This window comes from Actinacidiphila sp. bgisy144 (assembly GCF_057708105.1).
The window spans coordinates 1-23707 of the sequence record NZ_JBYIRM010000046.1 but is presented as its reverse complement, the minus strand read 5'-3'; the positions used below and the strand labels follow the sequence as shown (position 1 = coordinate 23707).

Genomic DNA, 23707 nt, shown 5'->3' with positions numbered 1-23707 from the left:
TCCCCATACCCAGCACCTCAGGCGCCCCCGACCACCCCGACCCCTCCCGACAACGAAAGCCCCCCGCATGTACGAGCTCTCCCGGCTGCGCCTCTACTCGATCGGGCCGGCCGGCGCACGCTACGCCGACACCGTCCTCGACCTGCGCGGCGTCGGCGAGCCCGTGCCTCAACCCGCGCCCGCCCAGGGGGACTTCTTCGCCGACGAGCCGACCGGGCCGCCGCGCCGCCCCGCCCCGGCCGGCGTGCTCTTCCTGGAGAACGGCGGCGGCAAGTCGGTGCTGCTCAAGCTGATCTTCTCGGTGATGCTCCCCGGCCACCGCAACACCCTGGGCGGGGCCAGCTCAGGCGTGCTGCGCAAGTTCCTGCTCGCCGAGGACTGCGGCCACGTCGCCCTGGAGTGGCAGCACACCCTCACCGGCGAACTGGTCGTGGTCGGCAAGGTCAGCGAGTGGCGCGGCCGCCAGGTCTCCTCCGACCCGCGCAAGTTCGCCGAAGCCTGGTACTCCTTCCGCCCCGGCCCCGGCCTCAGCCTGGACTCCCTGCCGGTCGCCGAGGCCACCGCGGTCCGGCCCCCGGTCGAGGGCGCGTCCGGTGCGCGCGGCCGCCGCCGGACCATGAAGGGCTTCCGCGACGCGCTGACCGAGGCGGGCAAGGCGTACCCGCACCTGGAGGTCGTCTGGGAGGAGATCCACGACCGCTGGAAGGAACACCTCGGCGACCTCGGCCTGGACCCCGAACTCTTCCGCTACCAGCGGGAGATGAACGCCGACGAGGGCGAGGCCGCGGGCCTGTTCGCGGTCAAGAAGGACTCCGACTTCACCGACCTGCTGCTGCGCGCGGTCACCGACACCCGCGACACCGACGGCCTCGCCGACCTGGTGCACGGCTTCGCCGGAAAACTCGGCCGCCGCGCGGAACTCACCGCCGAGCGCGACTTCACCGCCGGTTCGCTCGACCTGCTGGACCGGATCGTCGAGGCCGCCGCCGTACGCGACCAGGCCCGCGGCGTACACGCCCAGTCCGAGCGCCGCACCCGGGTGCTGACCCGGCGGCTGTCCGCCCGCGCCCGGCAGGAACGCGCCCGCGCCGCCGACCTCGCCCAGGACATGGCCGACGCCGCCCACACCGTCACCGACACCGAGCAGGCCAGGGCCGGCAGCGCCCGCATCGCCGCCGAACTCGCCTACCGGCACGCCTCGCTGGCGCTGGCCGGCGCCGAGAAGGGCGCCGCGGCGCTGCGCCGCGAGCTGACCGACGCCCGCACGCTGCACTCCGCGTGGCAGACCGCCGAGACGGTGCTGCGGCACCGCGCCGCCGGCGACCGGCTGGCCCGCGTCACCGAGGCGATCCGCGCCGCCGAACGCGACGCGGCGCCCGCCCTCGCCGCCCGGACCCAGGCCGCCGCCGAACTGGTGCGGGCGCTCCAGGGCGCCGCCGTACGGGCCGAGCGGCAAGCCGACGACGAGGAGGAGCGTTCCGCCACGCTCCAGACCCTCGCCGAGGGCGCCCACCGCGACGCGACCGCCGCCGCCACCGAGGCGCAGCGCGCCCGCAGCGAGAGCGGGCACCTCGGACAGCGGCTCGCCGAGGTCGAGCAGGAGACCGCCGAGGCGGTCCGCGCCGGGTGGCTCGACGACACCGCGCCCGACGCCGACCCGGCCCGTGCCGCGCTCGCCGCCGCCGACGCCGAGCGCACCGCGGAGACCCTGGCCAAGGCCGCCGCGGACACCGCGACCGCGGCGAGCGCCCGCGCCCGCGAGGCCGCCGCCGCCGAGGCCCGCGCCGAACTCGCCGCGGCCCGCGCCGCGGACGCGCTCACCGCCGCCGCCACCGCCCAGCGCGCGGCGCTCGACACGACCGCGTCGCTGACCACGGACGCGCGGGCGCTGGCACTGCTCGGCCTGGGCGAGCACACCACCGCCGAACCGGCCGACGGCGCCATCCCCCCGGCCGACGGCGCCATCCCCCCGGCCGACAGCCCCGTCCCCCCGGCCGACAGCCCCGTCCCCCCGGCCGCGGCCGGCAGCCCCGTACGCCCCGAAGGGCCGCTGAGCGCCGAGGAGCTGGACCGCTTCGCCGAGCCGCTGCGCGAGCTGGTCGAGGACGCGGTGGCCACCGCCGAACGGCAGATGTTCGAGCTGCGCACCGCCGCCGCCGACGACGCCCGCATCCTGGGCGCGCTCGGTGACGGCGGACTGCTGCCGCCCGGCCCGGATGTCCTGGCCACCGTGGAGTTCCTGGGCGAGCACGGCGTGCCCGCGCTGCCCGGCTGGCGCTACCTCGCCCAGGCCGTCCCGCCCGCCGACCACGCCGCCGTGATGGCCGCGCGCCCGGAGCTGGTCGACGGGGTCGTGGTGACCGACCCGGACTCCTACGCCCGGGCCCGGGAGGCGCTGGCCCAGGCCGCGCTGCTGCCCCGATCCACGGTCGCCGTCGGCACCGCGGCCGCCCTGCTCGCCCCGCCGCCCGCCGCCGACCACGCCCCCGACGTGTTCCTGGTGCCGCCGAACCCGGCGATGCACGACGAGATGGCCGCCGACGGCGAGCGCCGGGAACTGCGTGCCCGGGCCGCCGCCCGCGAGGAGGAGATCCGCACCCTCGCCGCCCGGCTGGCGCACGACCGGGGCCTGGCCGCGCGCCTGGCGTCCTGGCGCGCGTCCTGCCCGCCCGGGCGCCTGGCGGAACTCGCCGCCGAGGTCGCCGCCGCCCAGGACACCGCCGAGGCCGCCCGCGCCGAGCTGGCCGCCGCCCGCGAGGAGCGCGCCGAGGCCGACGCGGCCGCCGCCGAGGCGGGCGCCGACCACGACGCGCGCCGCGCGGCCGCCGAGCAGGCCCGCCGCCGCGCGGACCAGCTCGCCGGGCTCGCCCACCGGCTGCGCGAGCGCGCCAACTGGCAGCGCCGCGCCCGCGAACTGGCCGCCGACGCGGCCGAGGCGGAGGCCCGCGCGGAGACCTGCCTGGACCGGGCGCGCGCCGCCGACGAGGACCGCCGGGCCGCCCAGCGCGCCTCCGACGACGCCCGCCGCACCGCGCGGGTGCTGCGTGCCGAGCGCGCGGAGATCGCCGGCGCCCCCGAGGACACCCCCGAGCCCGACCCGGACACGCCGTCCACCGTGTCGCTGCCCGCGCTGCGCGAGGCGTACCGGGCGGCCTCGCAGGTCTACGAGCAGGTCGGCGTCGGCGCGGACCTGCGCGCCGAACAGGCCCGCGCGGAGAGCACCGAGAACGCCGCGCTCGCCGAACTCGAACGCCTCAGCAACAAGGTCCGCAGCCGCGCCGCCCAGCTCCTCGAAGGACCCGACGGCGCCGATGGCCCCTCCCGGCAGGCCGCGGCCGGCCGCGCCGAACAGCTCGTACAGACCCTGGAGTCACGCCAGTCCGCGGCCAGCGAGCAACTCGGCCGGCTGCGCGCCGACGCCGAACGCCTCGCCCCCGCCGACGGCGACGCCCACGCGGAACTGCCCGACGCGCTCACCCCGCGCGACGCCGACCACGCCCAGCAGCTGCTGCGCGCCGCCAACGCCGAACTCGCCACCCACCAGGAGGAACTGGAGCAGGCCAGGGCCGCACACGCCGACATCGTCCGCGCCCACCGCGCCGCCGAGGACGCCGCGAGCGGCTTCGACGAGACCGCCGCCCTGCTGCGCGACCTGCTGCGCGACGGCCCCCACGCGGCGGCCGAGGAGGAGGAACCCGAGCCCTACCCCGGCAGCCTCGCCGAGGCCCGGCAGGCCGCGGCCGAGGCCCGCCGCGGGCTGCGCGGCTGCGCCGCCGACCTGTCCGCCGCCGACACCCAGCTGCGCGACGCCTGCGATGTGCTGGTCCGGCACGCCAACGCGGTCCGCTACGAGCAGGTGCGCACCCCGGCCCGCCAGCAGATCCGGGAACTGCCCGCCTCCTCACTGCCCGAGCACGCCGCCGCCTGGGCCGCCGCCTTCGCGCCCCGGCTGCGGGTGCTGACCGACGAGCTGGGCCAGTTGGAGCGCAACCGGGACAGCATCGTGGACCGGCTGCGCGGCCTGGTCGAGTCCTCCCTCGCCACGCTCCGCTCCGCGCAGCGGCTCTCCCGGCTGCCGGAAGGGCTCGGCGAGTGGTCCGGGCAGGAGTTCCTGCGCATCCGCTTCGACGACCCCGACCACGCCCTGCTCACCGACCGGCTCGGCGAGGTCATCGACGAGGCCACCCGCGCCGCCGTCCGCAAGAACTCCGACCTGCGGCGCGACGGCATGACCCTGCTGCTGCGCGCCGTCGCCGCCGCACTCGAGCCGCGCGGGGTCGCCGTGGAGATCCTCAAGCCCGACGCGGTGCTGCGCGCCGAGCGGGTGCCGGTCGGGCAGATGGGCGACGTGTTCTCCGGCGGGCAACTGCTCACCGCCGCCATCGCGCTGTACTGCACCATGGCCGCGCTGCGCAGCAACGACCGCGGCCGCGACCGCCAGCGGCACGCCGGCACCCTCTTCCTGGACAACCCCATCGGCCGCGCCAACGCCACCTACCTGCTGGAGCTCCAGCGCGCGGTCGCCGACGCGCTCGGCGTGCAACTGCTCTACACCACCGGCCTGTTCGACACGACCGCGCTCGCCGAGTTCCCGCTCGTGGTGCGGCTGCGCAACGACGCGGACCTGCGGGCCGGGCTGAAGTACATCAGCGTGGAGGAGCACCTGCGGCCCGGCCTGCCGGTGCCCGACCCGCGCGGCGAGCAGGTGCACGGCGAGATCACCGCAACCCGGATGTTCCGCCGCCCCGTGGAGGCGTGAGCGAAGCGCCCCGGCCCGGCCCGCGGCTGCTCAGACCCCGCCCGGCAGCGGGCCGCCGGGTATGTGCCGCCGATGGCCGGGGCCGCGGCGGGCGGCGGCCCGCGCCGCACGGCGGGCGCGGCGGCGCTCCCGCCGCAGGCCGCGCGCCGCGCTGCTCGGGCTGGACACCACTCCGTTGCGCTGGTTCCACACCTGGCGGGTGACCCACACGTCGAGCACCGCCCAGCTCGCCACGACACTGGTCAGCACCGTGGCCAGCGTCACCGGCGCGCTCAGCCAGGAGTCGCCGGCGGCCAGCAGCACGCTGGCCAGCGCCTCGGTGAGCGCGACCGCACTGATCAGCACCGCCCGCACCGCGGCCGCCCGCACCGGATCGGGCATCCGCCGCGCGCCCACGGGCTGTTCCTCCCACATCGACCGGTGTTCGAACTCCATAGAAGGTGCTTGCCCCGAAACGTCCGTACGCATTCCGCCCGATCCATCACTCGAAAAGGTGGCACTTTCCAGCCAGACCCGGGTGACCCTCCGGACTCACTTTCGAGTTGCCAGTGGTGCAGTAGTAGGCTCACGCCGTTTGCACGCCACAGACCGATCCCCGTTCCGGGGTGAGACGTTGGGGAGGCCATGCGCTTTCGCGGTACGACGATCCGCCGGAAGATCGTGGCGCTGCTGCTGATCCCGTTGGTGTCCCTCACCGCCATCTGGGTCTTTGCGGCGACGATCACCAGCCGTGCGGTGTTCGGACGGCCTGATCCCCAGCGAATAGCGAACAAGGTGCTCTATCCGCTCCAGAACGCGCTGGGCAGTCTCCAGCAGGAGCGGAAGGCGGCACTGCTGTACATCGCCAACACCCGGGACTCGCAGGCGCGGACCGCCTTCGAGAAGCAGGGCCAGGTGACGGATTCGGCCATTGCCGAGCTGCGCACCGACATCTCCGGCAGCGGTGTGACCAAGGACATCAACTCCCAGGCCCGCGCCCACCTCGACGCCTTCTTCTCCGGCATCGACGGCCTGACCGGACTGCGCCAGCGGGTGGACAACCAGCACATCTCCCGCGAGGACACCTACGCCGGCTACAACACCTTCGAAGCACCGGCGTTCGCGTTCTGCGACAGCCTCTACCTGATCGACAACACGAACATCGAGCCGCAGCGCACCGCCGGTATCGGCGTCATCAGGGCCGAGGAGCAGATCTCCCGCGAGGACGCCCTGATGGGCGCCGCGATCAGCACCGGCCACATGAGCCGCGACGAGTTGACCGCGTTCACCTCCGCCGTCGCCGTGGAACGCGGCTACTACGACGACAACGTACCGGTCCTGGCGAAGGCGGACCGCGCCCGGTTCGAGGCGTTCTGGCAGAGCACCGCGGGAAAGCAACTGCGCGCCGCGCAGGACGCGGTGTCGGCCGCCACCCCGACCGACGCGCCGATCGTCGCCGCGCACCAGTCCTGGCCGACGGTCGCCGGTACCGCCATCACCGACGTCAACAAGCTCGATGAGCAGGTCGTCGTCGACTTCACCGACAGCGCGGCCCCGGTGCCCACCACCCTCGTCGTGGAAGCCTCGCTGGCCGGCGGGCTGGGCCTGATCGCGGTGGTCGCCTCGCTGATCGTGTCCGTACGGATCGGCCGCGGCCTGATCCGCGACCTGACCGGGCTGCGCCGCGAGGCCCAGGAGCTGTCCGGCACCCGGTTGCCGCGCGTCATGCGCCGCCTCGCCTCCGGCGAGCAGGTCGACATCGAGACCGAGGTGCCGCGGCTGGAGTACTCCGACGACGAGATCGGCCAGGTCGGCCGCGCGCTCAACGTCCTCCAGCGGGCCGCGGTCGAGGCGGCCGTACGCCAGGCCGACCTGCGCAAGGGCGTCTCCGACGTGTTCGTCAACCTCGCCCGGCGCAGCCAGGTGCTGCTGCACCGCCAGCTCACCCTGCTCGACGCGATGGAACGCCGCACCGAGCAACCTGAGGAACTCGCCGACCTGTTCCGGCTGGACCACATGACCACCCGCATGCGGCGGCACGCCGAGGGCCTGGTCATCCTCTCCGGCGCGTCCCCCTCCCGGCAGTGGCGCAACCCGGTGCAGCTGATGGACGTGGTGCGCGCCGCCGTCGCCGAGGTCGAGGACTACGAGCGGATCGAGGTGCGCCGGCTGCCGCGGCTGGCCGTGGCCGGGGCCGCCGTCGCCGACCTCACCCACCTGCTCGCCGAACTCATCGAGAACGCCGCGGTGTTCTCGCCCCCGCACACCCAGGTCCGGCTGCACGGCGAGCCGGTGGCCAACGGCTTCGTCATCGAGATCGACGACCGCGGCCTGGGCCTGACCCCGGACGCGCTGCTCGAGGCGAACCTGCGGCTGGCCGAGACCCCCGAGTTCGAGCTGTCCGACACCGACCGGCTCGGCCTGTTCGTGGTCAGCCGGCTCGCCCAGCGGCACAGCGTCCGCGTCTCGCTGCGCCAGTCCCCGTACGGCGGCACCACCGCAGTGGTGCTGGTGCCCTCGGCGCTGCTCACCGAGACCGGCGACGCCGACACCGGTGCGACCCGGCTGGACGCCGCCGACGACGAGATGGTGGCCGCGGAGCAGACGTACCCCGGCGACACCGAGCACACCTTCCGGCAGTGGGGGATGGACGGCGCGGGCGGCGAGCCGCACAAGGAGCACGCCGTCCACGCCGAGGAACCACCCGCGCCGCGCCCGGCCGCCGAGCCCGCCGGCCAGACGCCGTTCGGACTGCCGCGCCGCCGCAAGCGCACCGCGCCGATGCTGGTCACCGACCACGGCCGCGCGGTCGGCGACCCGCAGCAGCCCGCCCGCGACACGCCCGAACTGCCCGCCGACCAGGGCGGGCACGACCGGGGCGGGCCCGACCAGGACGAGAACACCCAGTGGCCCTGGGGCACGGGGGCACCGGCCCCGCGCGACCCGGGGCCGCCGGTGCAGGCCGTCCCGCACGATAGCGACGGCGCGGGGCCGCTGCCGACCCGCCGCGGCGGCGCCCGTCACCCCGGCCCGGCGCCGTCCCCGCAGAGCCCCGAACCGGCGGCACCGGCGGCACCCACCGCACCCGCGGCACCCGGCGCCGTCCCCGGTGTCCCCTCCGGCAGCACCGTCCTCCCGCGCCGGGTCCGCCAGGCGAACCTGGCCCCGCAACTGCGGGCCGACACCACGCAGTCCGTCCGCCGGGCCGAGGAGGGCGCCGCCCGTGAGCGGACCGCCGAGGAGGTGCGCGACCGGATGGCGTCGCTCCAGCGCGGCTGGCAGCGCGGCCGTTCGGTCGACGCCGACCCCGAGCCGACGCCCCCGGCCGGCGACGACGACCCATCGACATCCGCGACACGAACCACACGAACAACACCTGAGGAGTACGGCCGATGACGGCACCATCCAGCGCGACACGCGAGCTGAGCTGGCTCCTTGACGATCTGGTCGCCCGTGTGGCCAGCATCCGCAAGGCGCTGGTGCTCTCCGGGGACGGTCTGTCCATCGGCGCGTCCGACGGGCTGACCCGCGAGGACTCCGAGCACCTGGCCGCCGTCGCCTCCGGTTTCCACAGCCTGGCCAAGGGCGTCGGGCGGCACTTCGACGCCGGCCGGGTCCGGCAGACCATCGTGGAACTCGACGACGCGTTCCTCTTCGTCACCGCGGCCGGCGACGGCAGTTGCCTCGCGGTCCTCAGCGACGCGGAGTCCGATGTCGGGCAGGTCGCCTACGAGATGGCCCTGCTGGTCAAGCGGGTCGGGGTCCATCTGGGCAGCGCGCCGCGGCACGGCGGCGGCGCGGCGCTCAGCGGCTGACCGCGATGTGTTGAATCTACGGGGGTGGACAGGTCATGACTTCTGAGCCCGGGACTTCTGACGCGTCGGCGGAGCGGTGGTTCGACGCCGCCGCCGGACCGGTGGTGCGGCCCTACGCGATGACGCGGGGCCGTACCAGCCATACCGCGAAGGCCAGGATCGACCTGATCGCCCTGGTGATCACCGGACAGGCGCCGGAGGACGGCCTCACCGCGTTCGACGACCACACCCTGTCGCCCGAACACCTCGACATCATCGAGCGCTGCCAGTACCAGGCCATCTCGGTGGCCGAGCTGGCGGCAGACCTGGACCTGCCGGTCGGCGTGGTCCGGGTGCTCGTCGGTGACCTGGTGGAAGCCTCGCATGTGCACCTCCACCAGCCGGTGCCGCCGGCCGAGTTGCCCGACGTGAGCATCCTGCGGGACGTGATCGACGGCCTGCGCGCGTTGTAGGGGCGGGCCGGGCCCGCGCCCCTGCCTGAGTCCTGAGTTCTGAGTTCCGAGTTGTGAGTACGCCAGCCGCGGGCACCGCCGCCCGCTCCGGTAGGGAGTAGAGAAGACACCATGGCCCTGCGCACCGAACGCCGTCCCGAGCAGCCGGCCAAAGAGCCGGTGGCGCTCAAGCTGCTGGTGGCCGGCGGCTTCGGCGCGGGCAAGACCACGCTGGTCGGCGCGGTCAGCGAGATCCGCCCGCTGCGCACCGAGGAGTCGCTGAGCGAGGCCGGCCGCCCGGTCGACGACACCGCCGGCGTCGAGGGCAAGCACACCACCACGGTCGCCATGGACTTCGGCCGGATCACGCTGCGCGAGAACCTGGTGCTGTACCTGTTCGGTACGCCCGGGCAGGACCGCTTCTGGTTCCTGTGGGACGAGTTGGCGCAGGGCGCGCTCGGTGCGGTGGTGCTCGCCGACACCCGCCGCCTCGCGGACTGCTTCGCCGCGATCGACTACTTCGAGCAGCGCGGCATCCCGTTCGCGGTCGCCGTCAACTGCTTCGACGGCGCCGAACTGCACGAGCCGCAGACCGTCCGCGAGGCGCTCGACATCGACCAGGGCGTGCCGGTGGTGCTGTGCGACGCGCGGGAGCGCGACTCGGCGAAGAAGGTGCTCATCAGTGTGGTGGAGCACGCGGCGAACATGGCGGCGCGCCAGGGCGCGGTGTAGCCGCCGACCGTCAACCCCTCTCCGTACCAGGACACCTGACAGGCCGTCAGCCGGATTCCGGCTGGCGGCCTGTCACGCGTGCGTGGCGTCCTCCGCGTCGTCCGCCTGGTCGGCCGGGCCCGGACGGCCGTTCTCCGCGAGCCACTTCGCCGCGATCTCGCCGAGTTCCGCGTCCCGCCCCGCGAGCATCGTCGCGATCATCCGCACGTCGCCGCGCAGCGACCACGCGGGGTGCCCGAACGTCGCCGGGTTGTTCCCCTCGATGAGGAAGTGCGCCGGCCAGGCGGTCCCGTAGCCGAAGGCCGGCAGCGCCGCGGCGTACCGCAGCCGCCCGCGGGCCAGGCCGTATCCGGTGACGGCCAGCCCGGTGAGGCTGCCCGCGAGGTGCACCCAGCGGGTCGCCGCCTTGGAGTGCATCGCCACGTAGTAGGGCCAGAACTCCTCGAAGGAGCCGTAGGTCTGCTTCGTCATCACCGCACCGTAGCGCCGGGCCTGGACCGTGTCAGGGGGTCGTGCTATGTTCTTCTCATATCGAGAAACACTCATAGTGAGAACAACTCGGAGCGGGTCCGGCCGCCATGGCGCGCCCGGCGAGCGGAGGAGGGGCCGGCGTGGACGCGGCACAGCACGGGCACGGCGGCGAACGGGAGCGCCGTGAGCGGGACTTCCTCGCCGGGTACGACCCGCGCGCGTTCGACCCGATCGCGGTGACCGTCGACGTGGTCGTGCTGACCCTGCGCGAGGGGCAACTGCATGTCCTCGCGATCGAGCGGGGCGGTCCGCCGTTCGCCGGGGCCTGGGCGCTGCCCGGCGGCTTCGTCCGGGCCGGCAAGGAGTCGCTCGACGCCGCGGCCGCGCGCGAACTCGCCGAGGAGACCGGGCTGGACGCCACCACCCTCGGCCGGGTCCACCTCGAACAGCTCGGGTCGTACGGCCACCCGGACCGCGACCCGCGCATGCACGTCGTGTCGATCGCCTACCTCGCCTTCGCGCCCGGGCTGCCCGACGCGCGGGCCGGCGGCGACGCGGCGGGCGCTGCCTGGCTGCCGGTGGCGGCGGTCGGCGCGGCCGGTGCGGTCGGTGCGGCCGGGCAACCGGAGGCGCCGGCCCGGCGTCCCCACGAGCAGGGCCGGCCGGCCGGAACCCACGGGGGTGGTACCGGCCGCCGGCCCCCGCCCACCGCACCCGGTGAGGCGGTCCTCGCCTTCGACCACGCCGACATCCTCGCCGACGCCCTGGAACGGGCCCGCGGCAAGATCGAGTACACCCCCCTGGCGACCGCGTTCCTCGCCGAGGCCTTCACCATCAGCGAGCTGCGCGCGGTCTACGAGACGGTGTGGGGCGCGCCGCTGCACGCGGGGAACTTCCACCGCAAGGTGCTGTCCGTGCCCGGGTTCGTGGAGTCCACCGGGCAGACCGACACCCGCCCCGGCAGCCGTGGCGGCCCCCGGGCGCGCCTCTACCGGGCCGGCGACGCCAGGCTGCTCCACCCGGCGCTGCTGCGCCCGGACCGCGAGGCGGGCATACGGTGAGCGCCGCCGACGCCCGCCCGGCCCGCAGCGGCCCCGGCCCCGGCCCCGTACACGACGTCGGCGCCTCGTCCGGCGCCGAGTCCTCGTACGGCGCCGCCCCCGCCCCCTCGTACGGATCTGGCGGCCGCCCGGAACCCCGCACCTTCGACGAGGCCCTGGCCGTACTCGACGGCGCCGACCCCGCCTTCCCCGCCGACCCCGCCCGCGCCGCGGCCCACTACCGCCGGCTGGCCCGCCTGCTGCACCCGGACACCGCCCCGCCCGGCCGCACCGCGCAGGCCAACGCCGCCTTCGCCCGGCTCACCGCGGCCTGGCACCACCACGACCGGCCGGTCCTCACCGGCGCCCGCCACCGCTACGTCCTCGGCCCGCACCTGGCCGCCGGCGACCTGTGCGACCTGCGCACCGCGCGCTACGACCACGACGGGCGCCGCCGCAGCGCCGTCCTGAAGATCCCGCGGAAACCGCACGACAACGACCTCACCGAACACGAGGCCGACGTCCTGACCCGCCTGGACACCGTTGCCGAACCCCGGCACCGCGCCTACGCGCCCACCCTCCTGGAGAGCTTCCGGCACCGCGCCGACGACGGCACCGAACTCAGGGTCAACGCCCTCGCGCCACTCGACGGCTTCCACAGCCTCGCCGCCGTCGCCGCCGCCCACCCCGGCGGGCTCGACCCCCTCGACGCCGCCTGGATGTGGCGCCGCCTGCTCACCGCCCTGGGCTGGGCACACCGGGCCGGGCTGGTGCACGGCGCGGTCTTCCCCGAACACGTCCTCATCCACCCCGAGTTGCACGGCCTGGTGCTCGTCGACTGGTGCTACGCCACCGCCGTCGGCACCGACGTGCCGGTCCTCATCCACCGCCACGCCGCCGCCTACCCGCCCGAGGCGAGGCGGCACGAACCCGCCTCGGCGGCCACCGACATCCACCTCGCCTCGCTCTGCGTCCGCGACCTGATCGGCCCGCGCGCCCCCGGCCCGATGCGCGCCTTCCTGCGCGGCTGCACCCTGCCGGGCCCGAGCGCCCGCCCGCAGGACGCCTGGCGCCTGCTCGCCGAACTCGACGACCTCCTCGACCGGCTCTACGGACCGCGCACCTTCCGCCCGTTCACGATGCCGGCCGCCCGAACCGCCTGAACCGAACGCGCCCGGTCCCGAAGCCGACCGAGCCGCCCGGCCGTTCACCACCAACACTCTTACCTGACACCTCGTCACCTTCACACCACCAGGGGGAACACCATGGGCAGCGGAAGCTGGTCCACCAACGTCTACGACGCCGCCGAGCGCTACCGTTCGGCCTCCGGCGCGAGCGCCTTCGCCTACAGCGACCGCGTCAAGCACAGCTCCCCGCGGTCGAGTTGGACCGCGCACCCCTCGCTCGACCCGCACGGCCTCACCACCCGCGAGAGCCGCGACTCCGCCGAGCACCCCACCTCGCTCGCCATCTCCGTCCTCTTCGACGTCACCGGCTCCATGGGCGCGGTCCCGCGGGTCCTCCAGACCAAGCTCCCCGAACTCTTCGGGCTGCTGCTGCGCAAGGGCTACACCGAGCACCCGCAGATCCTCTTCGGCGGTGTCGGCGACGCCACCTGCGACCAGGTCCCGCTCCAGCTCGGCCAGTTCGAGTCCGACAACCGCATGGACGAGCAGCTCGGCAACATCCTCCTCGAAGGCGGGGGCGGCGGCCAGATGACCGAGTCCTACGAACTCGCCCTGTACGCCATGGCCCGGCACACCTCGCTGGACTGCCACGAGAAGCGGGGCCGCCGCGGCTACCTCTTCCTCATCGGCGACGAGATGCCCTACGGCAAGGTGAAGGCCCGCGAGATCCGCGCGGTGCTCGGCGACCGCGTCCAGCGGGACATCCCGCTGCCGGAGATCCTCGCCGAACTGCGCCGCAAGTTCCACGTGTTCTACATCCTGCCGACCGGCGCCGCCCACGCGGGCAACACCGAGGTCCTCACCCTCTGGCGCCGCCTGCTGGGCCAGAACGTGATCGAGCTGGACGACCTCGACGCCGTCTGCGAGACCATCGCGCTGACCGTCGGCCTCGGCGAGGAGGCCATCGACCTCGCCGAGGGCCTGGCGGACCTCGCCGACGTCGGCTCCGCCGCCGGCCCGTCGGTGGCGCGGGCCCTGGGCAGCCTGAGCAGTCCGGGCCGCTGAGCCCGCCGGGGCCCGGCTGGAATCCCTACACACGGACGAGGAGCCCGAAGTGCACACCACCGTCGTCGACCTCGGCTACGGAGACGCCGGCAAGGGCGCGGTGGTCGCGCGCCTGTGCCAGGACCGGGCCGTCACCGCCGTCGTCCGGTTCAACGGCGGCCCGCAGGCCGCCCACAACGTGGTGACCGCCGACGGCCGCCACCACACCTTCGCCCAGTTCGGCGCCGGCACCTTCCACGGCACCCCGACCCACCTGTCCCGCTTCATGTTCGTCGACCCGCTCGCCCTGGCCGCGGAGGCCGACCACCTCCGCGCGCTGGGCGTGCCGGCGCCGTACGGCCTGCTCACCGTCGACCGCGACGCGCGGCTGGTCACGCCGTACCACGCGGCCGCCAACCGGCTGCGCGAGCAGGCCCGCGGCGCGGACCGGCACGGCTCGTGCGGCATGGGCGTGGGGGAGACCGCCGCCTACGCCCTGGCCCACCCGGCCGACGCGCCCACCGCGGGCGACTGCGCCGCGCGGCCACGGCTGCTGCGCAAACTGCGGCTGCTGCGCGACCGCCTCAGCGACGAACTCGGGCCGCTTGCCGTGCCGCCGGTCGAGGACTGCGCGGCCGCGTTCGGCGCGTTCGCCGGCACCGTCGCCCTCACCGACCACGCGCACCTCGCCGCCCTGGCCCGCGGCGGCCCCCTGGTCCTCGAGGGCGCCCAGGGCGTGCTGCTCGACGAGTGGCACGGCTTCCACCCGTACACCACCTGGTCGACCACCACCTTCGCCAACGCCGACACGCTGCTCGCCGAGGCCGGCGCGCCCGAACCGGCCCGCCGGCTGGGCGTGGTGCGCACCTACACCGTCCGGCACGGGCCCGGCCCACACGTCACCGAGGAGCCGGAGCTGGCCGCGGCGCTGCCCGAACCTCACAACGGGCACGGCCGCTGGCAAGGCGCCTTCCGCGTCGGGCACTTCGACGCGGTCGCGCACGCGTACGCCGTCGAGGTGTGCGGGGGAGTGGACGCGCTGGCCCTCACCCACCTCGACGCGCCCCCGCGCTGCCCCTCGCTGCGGATCTGCCACGGCTACGCGATCGAGGGGCAGTTGGTCGAACGCCTCCCCGTCGGGGCGCCCGGCGACCTCGACCGGCAGGCCGCCCTCACCCGCCTCCTGCTGGGCGCGCACCCCGCGGTGTGGTCCACTCCGGAGCACTGGCCGACGGCGGTGGAAGCCCTGCTGGGCGCCCCGGTGGTCCTCGAGTCCCACGGCCCGGCCCGGCAGGTGCTGACCAAGGCCACGGTCGGATAGGGTCCGCGCGTGCCTTCCGACCCAGCAGCCCGCGAAGTCCCCGAAGTCCCCGAAGCCCGCGGTGCCGCCGAAGCCGCCGACGTCCCCGCAGAGCCCGCCGCGGCGGCCGCGTCCGCGGGGGCCGGCGCCCCGCGCCGCCGCGACGCGCACTGCTCCACCTGCGGCGCCCCCTACCCCGGCACCGCCGCCTGGCCGCGCACCTGCACCGCCTGCGGCCACACCGCCTACCGCAATCCGCTGCCCGTCGCGGTCTGCCTCCTGCCGGTCCAGGACGCCGACGGCACCGGCCTCGTCGTCATCCGCCGCACCATCCGGCCCGCGCTCGGCACCCTCGCGCTGCCCGGCGGCTTCGTCGAGGTCGGCGAGACCTGGCAGCAGGCCACCGCACGGGAGTTGGGGGAGGAGACCGGGATCACCGCCCGCGCGGACGACGTGCGGCTCGCCGACGCGCTGACCGACACCGACGGCGGCTACCTGCTGCTGTTCGGCCTGCTGCCGCCCCGCCCGCTCGCCGAACTGCCGCCCTCCGCCCCGACCGACGAGACCGAGGGCTACGAACTGCTGCGCGCACCGGCCGAGTTGGGCTTCCCGCTGCACACCCTCGCCGCCCGCCGCTGGTTCGGCGGCAACTACTGAGGCACCCCGCGCACCCGCACGGCGTAACCGACCTCGCCGCCGCCCTCCCGCTCCACCACGACCCGCTCCTGCGCCCAGCGCGACACGAACCGCTCCCGGCGCGGCGCCGCCCATCCCTCCGGGTCGCCGACAGCCACCTCACCGCCCCCGCCCCGGCCCGGCCGCGGCGCCCACGCCTCCAGCTCCACCGCCCCGCCCTCCCCGGCCACCGGCAGCACCGCACCGGCCCTGGCCAGCACCGGAACCCGGCCCAGCGGCGCCGCCAGCCGCACCGTCGAACGCCCCCGGTACGCCGCCCCCGTGGCCGTGTCGTGCCACAGCCCGCGCGGCAGCCGCACCAGCCGGCTCGTCGCCCCCTCCACCAGCACCGGCGCCACCAGCAGCGCGTCACCCAGCAGGAACGCGTCGTCGCACTCCCGCAGCGCCCGGTCGCCCGGCGACTTCCACCACAGCGGCCGCACATACGGCGCGCCCGTACGGTGCGCGACCTGCGCCAGCGTCTCCAGGTACGGCAGCAGCCGCTCCCGCTCCCGCAGCGCCTCCCGCGCGTGCCCCAGCACCTCCGGGCCGAACCGCCACGGCTCCCGCAGCCCCGCCCCGAGCGCCGAACGCGTACGGAACAGCGGCAGGTACGCGGCGAGTTGGAACCACCGCAGATACAGCTCCGGCGACGGGGTGCCGTCGAAACCGCCCACGTCGGGCCCCGAGTACGGCACCCCGCACAGCCCCATCCCCAGCACCAGCGCCAGCGACGCCCGCAGCCCCTCCCAGCCCGTCGCCACCTCGCCCGACCAGGTCCCGCCGTACCGCTGCATCCCCGCCCACCCGGACCGCGAGACGAGGAACGGCCGCGCCTCGGGCCGCAGTTCGCGCAGACCCTCGTGACCGGCCCGGGCCATCGCCAGCCCGTAGACGTTGTGCGCCTCGCGGTGGTCGCCGCCCCGGCCCTCCAGCGCGTGCCGGGCCGACAGCGGCAGCGTCCGGTCGCCGAACGCCGTGAAGAACGCCGGCTCGTTCCTGTCGTGCCAGAAACCGGCGAAGCCCTGCGCCAGGCGCTCCGCGTACAGCCCGCCCCACCACGCCCGCGCCGCCGGATCGGTGAAGTCCGGGAAGACCGCCTCACCCGGCCGCACCACCCCCCGCACCTCCTCGCCCCGCGCGTCCCGCACGAACGCCCCCGCCGCCGACCCGCTGTCGTACGCCGCCAACCCCGGCTCCGCCTTCACCGCCGGGTCCACGACCGACACCAGCCGTATCCCCTGCCCGCCCAACTCCTTGGCCAGGCCCGGCAGATCGGGGAAGGAACGCGGATCGGCGGTGCGGACCCGGTGCCCGTCGAAGTGGTCGACGTCCAGGTGCAGCGCCGACAGCGGCAACTCCCGCTCCCGGTAGCCCGCCGCGATCCGCAGCGCCTCCTCCTGGCTGCCGAAACCCCACCGCGCGTGGTGGTGGCCCAGCGCCCAGCGCGGCGGCACCGCGGGCCGCCCGGTCAGCGCCGTCCACCCCGCCAGCACCCGGGCCGGCGTCCCCGCGATCACCCAGTACCGCAGCGGCCCGCCGTCCATCCGCAGCCGGCTGATCCCCTGCTGGTCCGGGCCCGACCCGGCGCCCTCCCGCCCGTCCCACAACGCGACCTCGCCGTCCCAGGTGTTGTCGTGGAACGCCAGATGGCAGCTCGCGTCCGCGACCACCAACTGCACCGGCATCGTCACCGACAGCGGATCGTCCCCCGGCCCGAACGCGCCCCTCGGGCCGGTGTTCCACAGCCGGTACCGCCCCGTCCGCAGCACCGGACCCGCCGCCCGCCCGCCCAACCCGAACACCCGCGCGTCGGCCGGCAGCCGCGCCCGCTGCTCCCAGCGCGGCGCGTGGCCCGCCACCGGCCCCGCCGCCGGGTCCTGCCACGACGGCGGCCCCTCCGACCGCAGCAACAACCCGCCCGGCGTACGGAAGTCCACCGCCCCGCGGTCCGAGATCCGCACCGTGATCCGCTCGGACACCACCCGCCACCCCGCGCCGTCCGGCTCCAGCACCGCCCGCGGGTCGGCCGGCGGGCCGTCCCCGGCCAGCGCGTACGACGGCAGCGGCTCCGCACCGTCCCACCCGCAGAACACCGCACCGCCCGCCGCCACCCGCACCCGCAACCACGCCCGCGCGAACCGCACCACCCCGCCACCCGGCTCCGGCACCGCCCCCACCACCAGCCCCGGCGTACGCGTCCGCTCCGGCCCCGGCACCGGCAGGTCCCGCGCGTCCAGCGCGCGCCGCCGCCGCGCCGCCCGTACCGCCAACCGCCCCCGCGCCGAGCCCAACATCCCCGCCGCCCGCACCAGTTCGGCGCCATCCGACCGCCCCCGCCGCAGCACCGCCCGCAGGTCCCGCACCCCTCCCACGACCTCCCCCCACACCGCACCCAGCAGATACCCAGCGTCCATGCCCCCACCCTCCCACCGGCCCGGAAGACCGCGCCGCTCGTTCAGCCGCTGTTCACCTCGACGATCATGCCCGGCCCCCGGAGGCGACCGCCCACCGCGTCCCGCCACCCCACCCGCCCCACCCGCCCCGCACCCTGCGCCGTCCGGTGCGACCCGCCCCACACCCGCAAGGCCACCCTGGCGTCCAAGACGATCACGTGGCATCGTCCTGCCCAGTCCCCAGGCGACGGACGCCCGTCCCGGGTACCGACCCACCGACGCAACGACGCGTACCGTCCGGGAGCCGCCCATGAGCACCACGCCCGAGCCCGCCGCCAGCACCCCGGAGCCGCTGTGGCGCCCGAGCCCCGAACGGATCGCCGGCGCCCGGCTGACCCGCTTCCACCACTGGGCGGCCCGGCAGCACACCGCCCCCGCGCCCACCGGCACCGACCCCGTCGCCGACTACGCCGCCCTGCACGCCTGGTCGGTGCGCGCACCCGAGGAGTTCTGGCGCGCGCTCACCGAATGGTTCGACGTCCGCTTCTCCACCCCCGCCGACACCGTCCTCGCCGACCCCGCGATGCCCGGCGCCCGCTGGTTCCCCGGCGCGCGGCTCAACTACGCCGAACACGCCCTGCGCCCCGCCCAGGACCCCGAGCGCGCCGAACAGCCCGCCCTCATCCACCTCGACGAACGCCACGACCCGGCCACCGTCACCTGGGCCGGGCTCAGCCGCCAGGTCGCCTCGCTCGCCGCCGAACTGCGCCGCCTCGGCGTCGCCCCCGGCGACCGCGTCAGCGGCTACCTGCCCAACACCGCACACGCCGTCGTCGCCCTCCTGGCCACCGCCGCCGTCGGCGGCGTATGGACCTCCTGCGCCCCGGACTTCGGCGCCCGCAGCGTCCTGGACCGCTTCCGGCAGGTCGAGCCCGTGGTGCTCTTCGCGGTCGACGGCTACCGCTACGGCGGCAAGTCCCACGACCGCACCGCCACCGTCGCCGAACTGCGCGCCGAACTCCCCACCCTGCGCGCCACCGTGCACATCCCGCTCCTGGGCACCGCCACCCCCGAAGGCGCCCTGGAATGGGACGCGTTGACCACCCAGGACGCCGAACCCGCCTACGAACAGGTCCCGTTCGACCACCCGCTGTGGGTGCTGTACTCCTCCGGCACCACCGGCCTGCCCAAGGCCATCGTCCAGTCCCAGGGCGGCATCCTGCTCGAACACCTCAAGCAGACCGGCCTCCACCTCGACCTCGGCCCCGGCGACCGCTTCTTCTGGTACACCTCCACCGGCTGGATGATGTGGAACTTCCTCGTCTCCGGCCTGCTCGCCGGCGCCGCCATCGTGCTCTACGACGGCGCCCCCGGACACCCCGACACCGCCGCACAGTGGCGCGTCGCGGAACAGACCGGCACCACCGTCTTCGGCACCTCCGCCGCCTACGTCATCGCCTGCCGCAAGGCCGAGGTGCACCCCGGCCGCGACTTCGACCTCTCGGCGGTCGGCTGCGTGGCCACCACCGGCTCCCCCCTGCCCCCCGACGGCTTCCGCTGGCTGCACGACGAGGTCGCCGCCGACCTGTGGATCGCCTCGGTGAGCGGCGGCACCGACGTGTGCAGCTGCTTCGCCGGCGGCGTCCCCACCCTGCCCGTGTACGTCGGCGAACTCCAGGCCGCCTGCCTGGGCACCGACCTCCAGGCGTGGGACGCCCAAGGACGGCCGCTGACCGACGAGGTCGGCGAACTGGTCGTCGCCAACCCGATGCCCTCGATGCCCCTCCGCTTCTGGAACGACCCCGGCGACGCCCGCTACCGCGACAGCTACTTCGCGACCTACCCCGGCGTATGGCGGCACGGCGACTGGATCACCCTCACCTCCCGCGGCACCGTCGTCATCCACGGCCGCTCCGACTCCACCCTCAACCGCCAGGGCGTCCGGATGGGCTCCTCCGACATCTACGAAGTCGTCGAACGCCTCCCCGAGATCGCCGAATCCCTCGTCATCGGCGTCGAACAGCCCGACGGGGGCTACTGGATGCCGCTGTTCGTCCGCCTCGCCCCCGGCGCCACCCTCGACGACGCCCTGCGCGACCGCATCCGCACCGCCCTGCGCACCCAGCTCTCCCCGCGCCACGTCCCCGACGAGGTGATCGCGGTCCCCGGCGTCCCGCACACCCTCACCGGCAAACGCATCGAGGTCCCCGTCAAACGCCTCCTCCAAGGCACCGCACTCGACAAGGCGGTCAACCCCGGCTCCGTCGACGACCTCGACGTGCTCCGGTTCTACGAGCGGCTCGCCGCGGAACGCACCGCGACCGACCCCGCGTAGCCGCCGCCGGCTCCGGCACCCCGCCCGATTGTCAGTGGGTGCGACTACGGTGAGTGATCAGTGGTGGTCGAGGCGGCACAGCCCCGGCCACCACCGACCCTGCCGACACGCACCCGCACCGGGGGAAGACATGCCACCCACCGCCGACCACACCGGCCGACCCGACCAGCAACGCGCCCGCCCCGACACCCGCACCCGCACCGGCGACCCCACCCGACCCGACCAGGCCCGCACCCCCACCCGGCCACCCCGCACCGGCCGCCGCGGCGCCCCATCCGGCCGCGGCCGGATGCGCCGCGCCCTGCGCCGCGAAGCCCCCACCGTCGTCTCCCTGCTCCTCGACGAGCAGGACTTCACCGCCATGACCCGCCACCGAAGCTTCCCCTTCGACGACTACGGGCAGTATCTGCACCACCTCGACGGACTCCTCCGCGGCCTGCACGCCCAAGGCACCCACGTCGCCGTCACCCACTTCGACCCCGACGCCTACGACTCCTACTGCCACAGCACCCGCAGACCACCCGACACCCCCGACACCCGCACCCACTACGTCGCCGAGGCCACCACCACCGGACCCACCATTCCCTACGCCCGCCAGCCCGTCGACGACCTGCGTGCCGCACTCGCCCGCGAAGCCGACCGCCGCGCCGTCTGGCAGCGCGCCACCGACCTGCTCGCGACCGCCGGCCCCTGCCCCGACTGCGGCCGGCACTTCTCCCACTGCGCCTTCGACGACGCCTCCGACACCCTCATGAACCTCCTCGACGCCGTCGGCCCCGGCGACCAGCACATCGTGTGCAGCCTCCCCACCGACGACGGCCCACCCCTGCCCGCCGCCCTGTTCACCCACACCGCACCAGGCGGCGAACCCCATTTCGCCGAGGCCGACGCCCTCGTCCTGTGCACCGTCATGGCCGCCGCCACCGTCACCGGCCGCACCGCAGGACTCGTCGTCCGCACCCTCACCCCCGACGGCGACACCGTCCGCGGCTGGGAACTGCGCGACGGCACCCCCGAACCCCTCACCGAAGCCGCCGTCTTCAACGCCTACTGCACCGACCCCGTCACCGGCGACCCCATCCCACCCGAACCCGGCGTCCGCTACGCCCCCGGCATCCCCCTGCCCTGAGCAGAACCGCAAACGAGGACCGGCGGCAGGCCGGCAGACCCGACCACCTGCCGACCCGCCGCCGGCCGCCCCGCCCCACCCCTCCACTCCGCATCTCGCCCGACTACTCGCCCGACAACACCGCCTGCGCCGCCCGCCGGGCGTCCTCCGCGCTGTCCGTCGCCCGCGCCGCCACCGCCGCCCGCTCACACTGCGCCAACGTGCACCTCGCCAACGCCGCCCGCACATACGGAATCGACGCCGCCCCCATCGAAAGGCTGGTGACCCCCAACCCCGTCAGCACACACGCCAGCAGCGGATCGGCTGCCGCCTCACCGCAGACCCCGCAGCTCTTCCCCTCCGCCCGGGCCGCCTCCGCCGCCGAAGCCACCAGGTCCAGCAGTGCGGGCTGCCACGGGTCCTGCCACCGCGCCACCGCACCCACCTGCCGGTCCGCCGCGAAGGTGTACTGCGCCAGGTCGTTCGTCCCCAGCGAAAGGAACTCCACCTCCTTCAGCACCGACCGCGCCCGCAGCGCCGCCGACGGAATCTCCACCATCGCCCCGAACTTCGCCGCCAGCCCCGCCGCCCGGCAGGCGTCCGCGAACGCCTTCGCATCCCGCCGGTCCGCGACCATCGGCGCCATGACCTCCAAGTGCACCGGCAGCCCCTCCGCCGCACGCGCCAGCGCCCGCAACTGCGTCGCCAGCACCTCCGGGTGCTCCAGCAGCGACCGCAGCCCCCGCACCCCCAGCGCCGGATTCGGCTCGTCCGCGGGCGTCAGGAACTCCAGCGGCTTGTCGGCACCGGCATCCAGCACCCGCACCACCACCCGCCCCTCCGGAAACGCCTCCAGCACCTGCCGGTACGCCGCCACCTGCGCCTCCTCCGACGGCGCCGCCACCGAGTCGTCCAGGAACAGGAACTCCGTACGGAACAGTCCCACCCCCTCCGCCCCCGCCGCCACGGCACCGGCCACGTCCCCCGGCCCACCGACGTTCGCCAGCAACGGCACCCGGTGCCCGTCCGACGTCGTCCCCGGTCCCGACGACGCCGCCAGCGCCGCCTTCCGCTCCGCCGCCTCCGCCGCCAGCGCCTCCCGCTGCTCCTCGCCCGGCTCCACGAACACCTCGCCGGTGCTCCCGTCCACCGCCACCACCACCCCCTCGGCCAACTCCACCGCACCGGGCAGCGCCACCACCGCCGGTACCCCCAGCGCCCGCGCCAGAATCGCGCTGTGGCTGGTCGGCCCGCCCTCCTCCGTCACGAACGCCAGCACCAGCGCCGGGTCCAGCAGCGCCGTGTCCGCCGGCGCCAGATCCCGCGCCACCAGCACATACGGCTCGTCGCTGTCCGGCACCCCCGGCATCGGCACCCCCAGCAGCCGCGCCACGATCCGGTTCCGCACGTCGTCCAGGTCCGCCACCCGCCCGGCCAGATACGCCCCCGCACCCGCCAGCAGCGCCCGGTACGCGGCGAACGCGTCGTACGCCGCCCGCTCCGCCGTGCTCCCCACCGCGACCCGCCGCTCGATGTCCGCCATCAGCTCCGGGTCCTGCGCCATCATCGCCTGCGCCTCCAGCACGGCCTGGGCCTCGCCACCGGCGAGCTGCCCGCGCGCGTTGAGGTCGGCGGCGACCGCCTCCACCGCCTGCCGGGCCCGACCCTGCTCACGGGCCGCGTCGCCCGCCCTGCCCTGCTTCGCCGGCGGCTCCAGCACCGCGGTGCCCATGTGCCGTACCTGACCGATGGCCACCCCGTGGCTGACCCCGACGCCCCGCAGCGTTGTCTGCATCGCCCTACTTCCAGTCGAAGAGAGTGTCGCCCGCGGCGACCTCGCCGTCACGGACGACGCCGCCCAGCGCCCTGCCGGTGGCCTGCAACGCGATCACCGGGCACACCGGCGACTTGCCGCCCGCCTCGATCGCGGCGGGGTTCCACCGCACGACGGGCTGGCCGCGGCCGACCGTGTCGCCCTTGGCGACCAGCACCTCAAAACCCTCGCCGTTCAGCTGCACCGTGTCGATACCCAGGTGCGTCAGCACTCCATGCCCCTCGTCGTCCACCACGACGAAAGCGTGCGGGTGCAGGGAGACGACGATGCCGTCCACCGGAGACACCGCCTCCGCGGGCTCGCGCACGGGGTCCACCGCTGTGCCCGGGCCGACCATCTCACCGGAGAACACGGGGTCGGGTACGGCGTCGAGCCCGATGACCCGGCCGGCCATCGGCGACGAAACAGTCGTCATGTGCAGCACTCCTCGGGAGGTCAGGGTGGACCATCACCTTCCGTCACCGGACGGCCGATGGCTACAGCAGCCTAAGTCATACCAAGTACGGATCTGGCGCCCCGTCACCCGGGGGACCGCCACCCCCGATTTGCTCCACCCGAGGCCGGTCCAGTAGGTTGGCGCAACCGCCTCGACGAGACCAGCGGAAACGCGTGTTCTCGAAAAGGGGTTGGTAATTCCGACCGGAAAGCATCTGCTAAGGTT

General features: G+C 75.2%; 17 protein-coding genes. 12 read left to right on the top strand and 5 right to left on the bottom strand.

Annotated features, from left to right (window positions below):
* Positions 1-67 precede the first annotated feature (67 nt).
* A complete protein-coding gene (locus AC3EVP_RS34030; RefSeq protein WP_435136863.1) occupies positions 68-4759 on the top strand; it encodes a hypothetical protein in 4692 nt (1563 codons plus the stop codon).
* Positions 4760-4789: 30 nt separating this feature from the next.
* Here AC3EVP_RS34030 and AC3EVP_RS34025 read toward each other — a convergent pair whose 3' ends face one another.
* Complete coding sequence (locus tag AC3EVP_RS34025; protein WP_335979897.1) at positions 4790-5194, bottom strand: hypothetical protein; 405 nt, start codon at positions 5192-5194, stop codon at positions 4790-4792.
* Between the two features lie 189 nt (positions 5195-5383).
* On the opposite strand from AC3EVP_RS34025, the gene AC3EVP_RS34020 reads away from it, so the two are divergent.
* From AC3EVP_RS34020 to AC3EVP_RS34005, 4 genes are all read left to right on the top strand, one after another.
* The gene (locus tag AC3EVP_RS34020) at positions 5384-8134 is read left to right on the top strand and encodes a sensor histidine kinase (protein ID WP_435136860.1); all 2751 of its coding nucleotides are present in this window, start codon (positions 5384-5386) and stop codon (positions 8132-8134) included.
* The gene (locus AC3EVP_RS34015; RefSeq protein ID WP_335979893.1) at positions 8131-8553 is read left to right on the top strand and encodes a roadblock/LC7 domain-containing protein; all 423 of its coding nucleotides are present in this window, start codon (positions 8131-8133) and stop codon (positions 8551-8553) included. Before AC3EVP_RS34020 ends, AC3EVP_RS34015 begins: the two co-directional genes overlap by 4 nt.
* A gap of 35 nt (positions 8554-8588) precedes the next feature.
* On the top strand, positions 8589-9005 hold the full coding sequence (locus AC3EVP_RS34010) for a DUF742 domain-containing protein (RefSeq protein ID WP_335979891.1): 417 nt from the start codon (positions 8589-8591) through the stop codon (positions 9003-9005).
* A gap of 111 nt (positions 9006-9116) precedes the next feature.
* Positions 9117-9716: a GTP-binding protein gene (locus AC3EVP_RS34005; RefSeq protein WP_335979890.1), complete on the top strand. Its 600-nt coding sequence runs from the start codon at positions 9117-9119 to the stop codon at positions 9714-9716.
* Between the two features lie 72 nt (positions 9717-9788).
* On the opposite strand, the gene AC3EVP_RS34000 is transcribed toward AC3EVP_RS34005, so the two are convergent.
* Complete coding sequence (locus AC3EVP_RS34000) at positions 9789-10187, bottom strand: Mpo1-like protein (protein WP_435136856.1); 399 nt, start codon at positions 10185-10187, stop codon at positions 9789-9791.
* Positions 10188-10327: 140 nt separating this feature from the next.
* Between AC3EVP_RS34000 and AC3EVP_RS33995 the strand changes: the two genes are divergently transcribed.
* From AC3EVP_RS33995 to AC3EVP_RS33975, 5 genes are all read left to right on the top strand, one after another.
* The gene (locus AC3EVP_RS33995) at positions 10328-11248 is read left to right on the top strand and encodes an NUDIX hydrolase (RefSeq protein ID WP_435136853.1); all 921 of its coding nucleotides are present in this window, start codon (positions 10328-10330) and stop codon (positions 11246-11248) included.
* The gene (locus AC3EVP_RS33990; protein ID WP_435136850.1) at positions 11245-12390 is read left to right on the top strand and encodes a molecular chaperone DnaJ; all 1146 of its coding nucleotides are present in this window, start codon (positions 11245-11247) and stop codon (positions 12388-12390) included. Before AC3EVP_RS33995 ends, AC3EVP_RS33990 begins: the two co-directional genes overlap by 4 nt.
* Before the next feature lie 102 nt (positions 12391-12492).
* Positions 12493-13419, top strand: a complete 927-nt coding sequence (locus AC3EVP_RS33985) for a hypothetical protein (protein WP_435136847.1) — start codon at positions 12493-12495, stop codon at positions 13417-13419.
* Between the two features lie 49 nt (positions 13420-13468).
* Entirely contained in the window at positions 13469-14719 is a 1251-nt protein-coding gene (locus AC3EVP_RS33980) for an adenylosuccinate synthetase (protein WP_435136844.1), read from the top strand.
* A 9-nt stretch (positions 14720-14728) separates the two neighbouring features.
* Complete coding sequence (locus tag AC3EVP_RS33975; protein WP_435136841.1) at positions 14729-15355, top strand: NUDIX domain-containing protein; 627 nt, start codon at positions 14729-14731, stop codon at positions 15353-15355.
* Here AC3EVP_RS33975 and AC3EVP_RS33970 read toward each other — a convergent pair.
* Positions 15349-17670, bottom strand: coding sequence for a glycoside hydrolase family 31 protein (locus tag AC3EVP_RS33970; RefSeq protein WP_435136930.1), 2322 nt, complete (start codon positions 17668-17670; stop codon positions 15349-15351). The two genes, AC3EVP_RS33975 and AC3EVP_RS33970, sit on opposite strands and share 7 nt — an antisense overlap.
* 409 nt (positions 17671-18079) lie before the next feature.
* On the opposite strand from AC3EVP_RS33970, the gene AC3EVP_RS33965 reads away from it, so the two are divergent.
* Together AC3EVP_RS33965 and AC3EVP_RS33960 are read left to right on the top strand one after the other, a co-directional pair.
* Positions 18080-20104 (top strand): acetoacetate--CoA ligase, encoded by a 2025-nt coding sequence (locus AC3EVP_RS33965; RefSeq protein WP_435136838.1) that lies wholly within the window; start codon positions 18080-18082, stop codon positions 20102-20104.
* Between the two features lie 130 nt (positions 20105-20234).
* A complete protein-coding gene (locus AC3EVP_RS33960) occupies positions 20235-21233 on the top strand; it encodes a hypothetical protein (RefSeq protein ID WP_435136835.1) in 999 nt (332 codons plus the stop codon).
* A gap of 103 nt (positions 21234-21336) precedes the next feature.
* Here AC3EVP_RS33960 and ptsP read toward each other — a convergent pair whose 3' ends face one another.
* Positions 21337-23007 (bottom strand): phosphoenolpyruvate--protein phosphotransferase, encoded by a 1671-nt coding sequence (ptsP, locus tag AC3EVP_RS33955; protein ID WP_335979876.1) that lies wholly within the window; start codon positions 23005-23007, stop codon positions 21337-21339.
* Between the two features lie 4 nt (positions 23008-23011).
* Positions 23012-23461, bottom strand: a complete 450-nt coding sequence (locus AC3EVP_RS33950; protein ID WP_335979874.1) for a PTS sugar transporter subunit IIA — start codon at positions 23459-23461, stop codon at positions 23012-23014.
* Positions 23462-23707 lie beyond the last annotated feature (246 nt).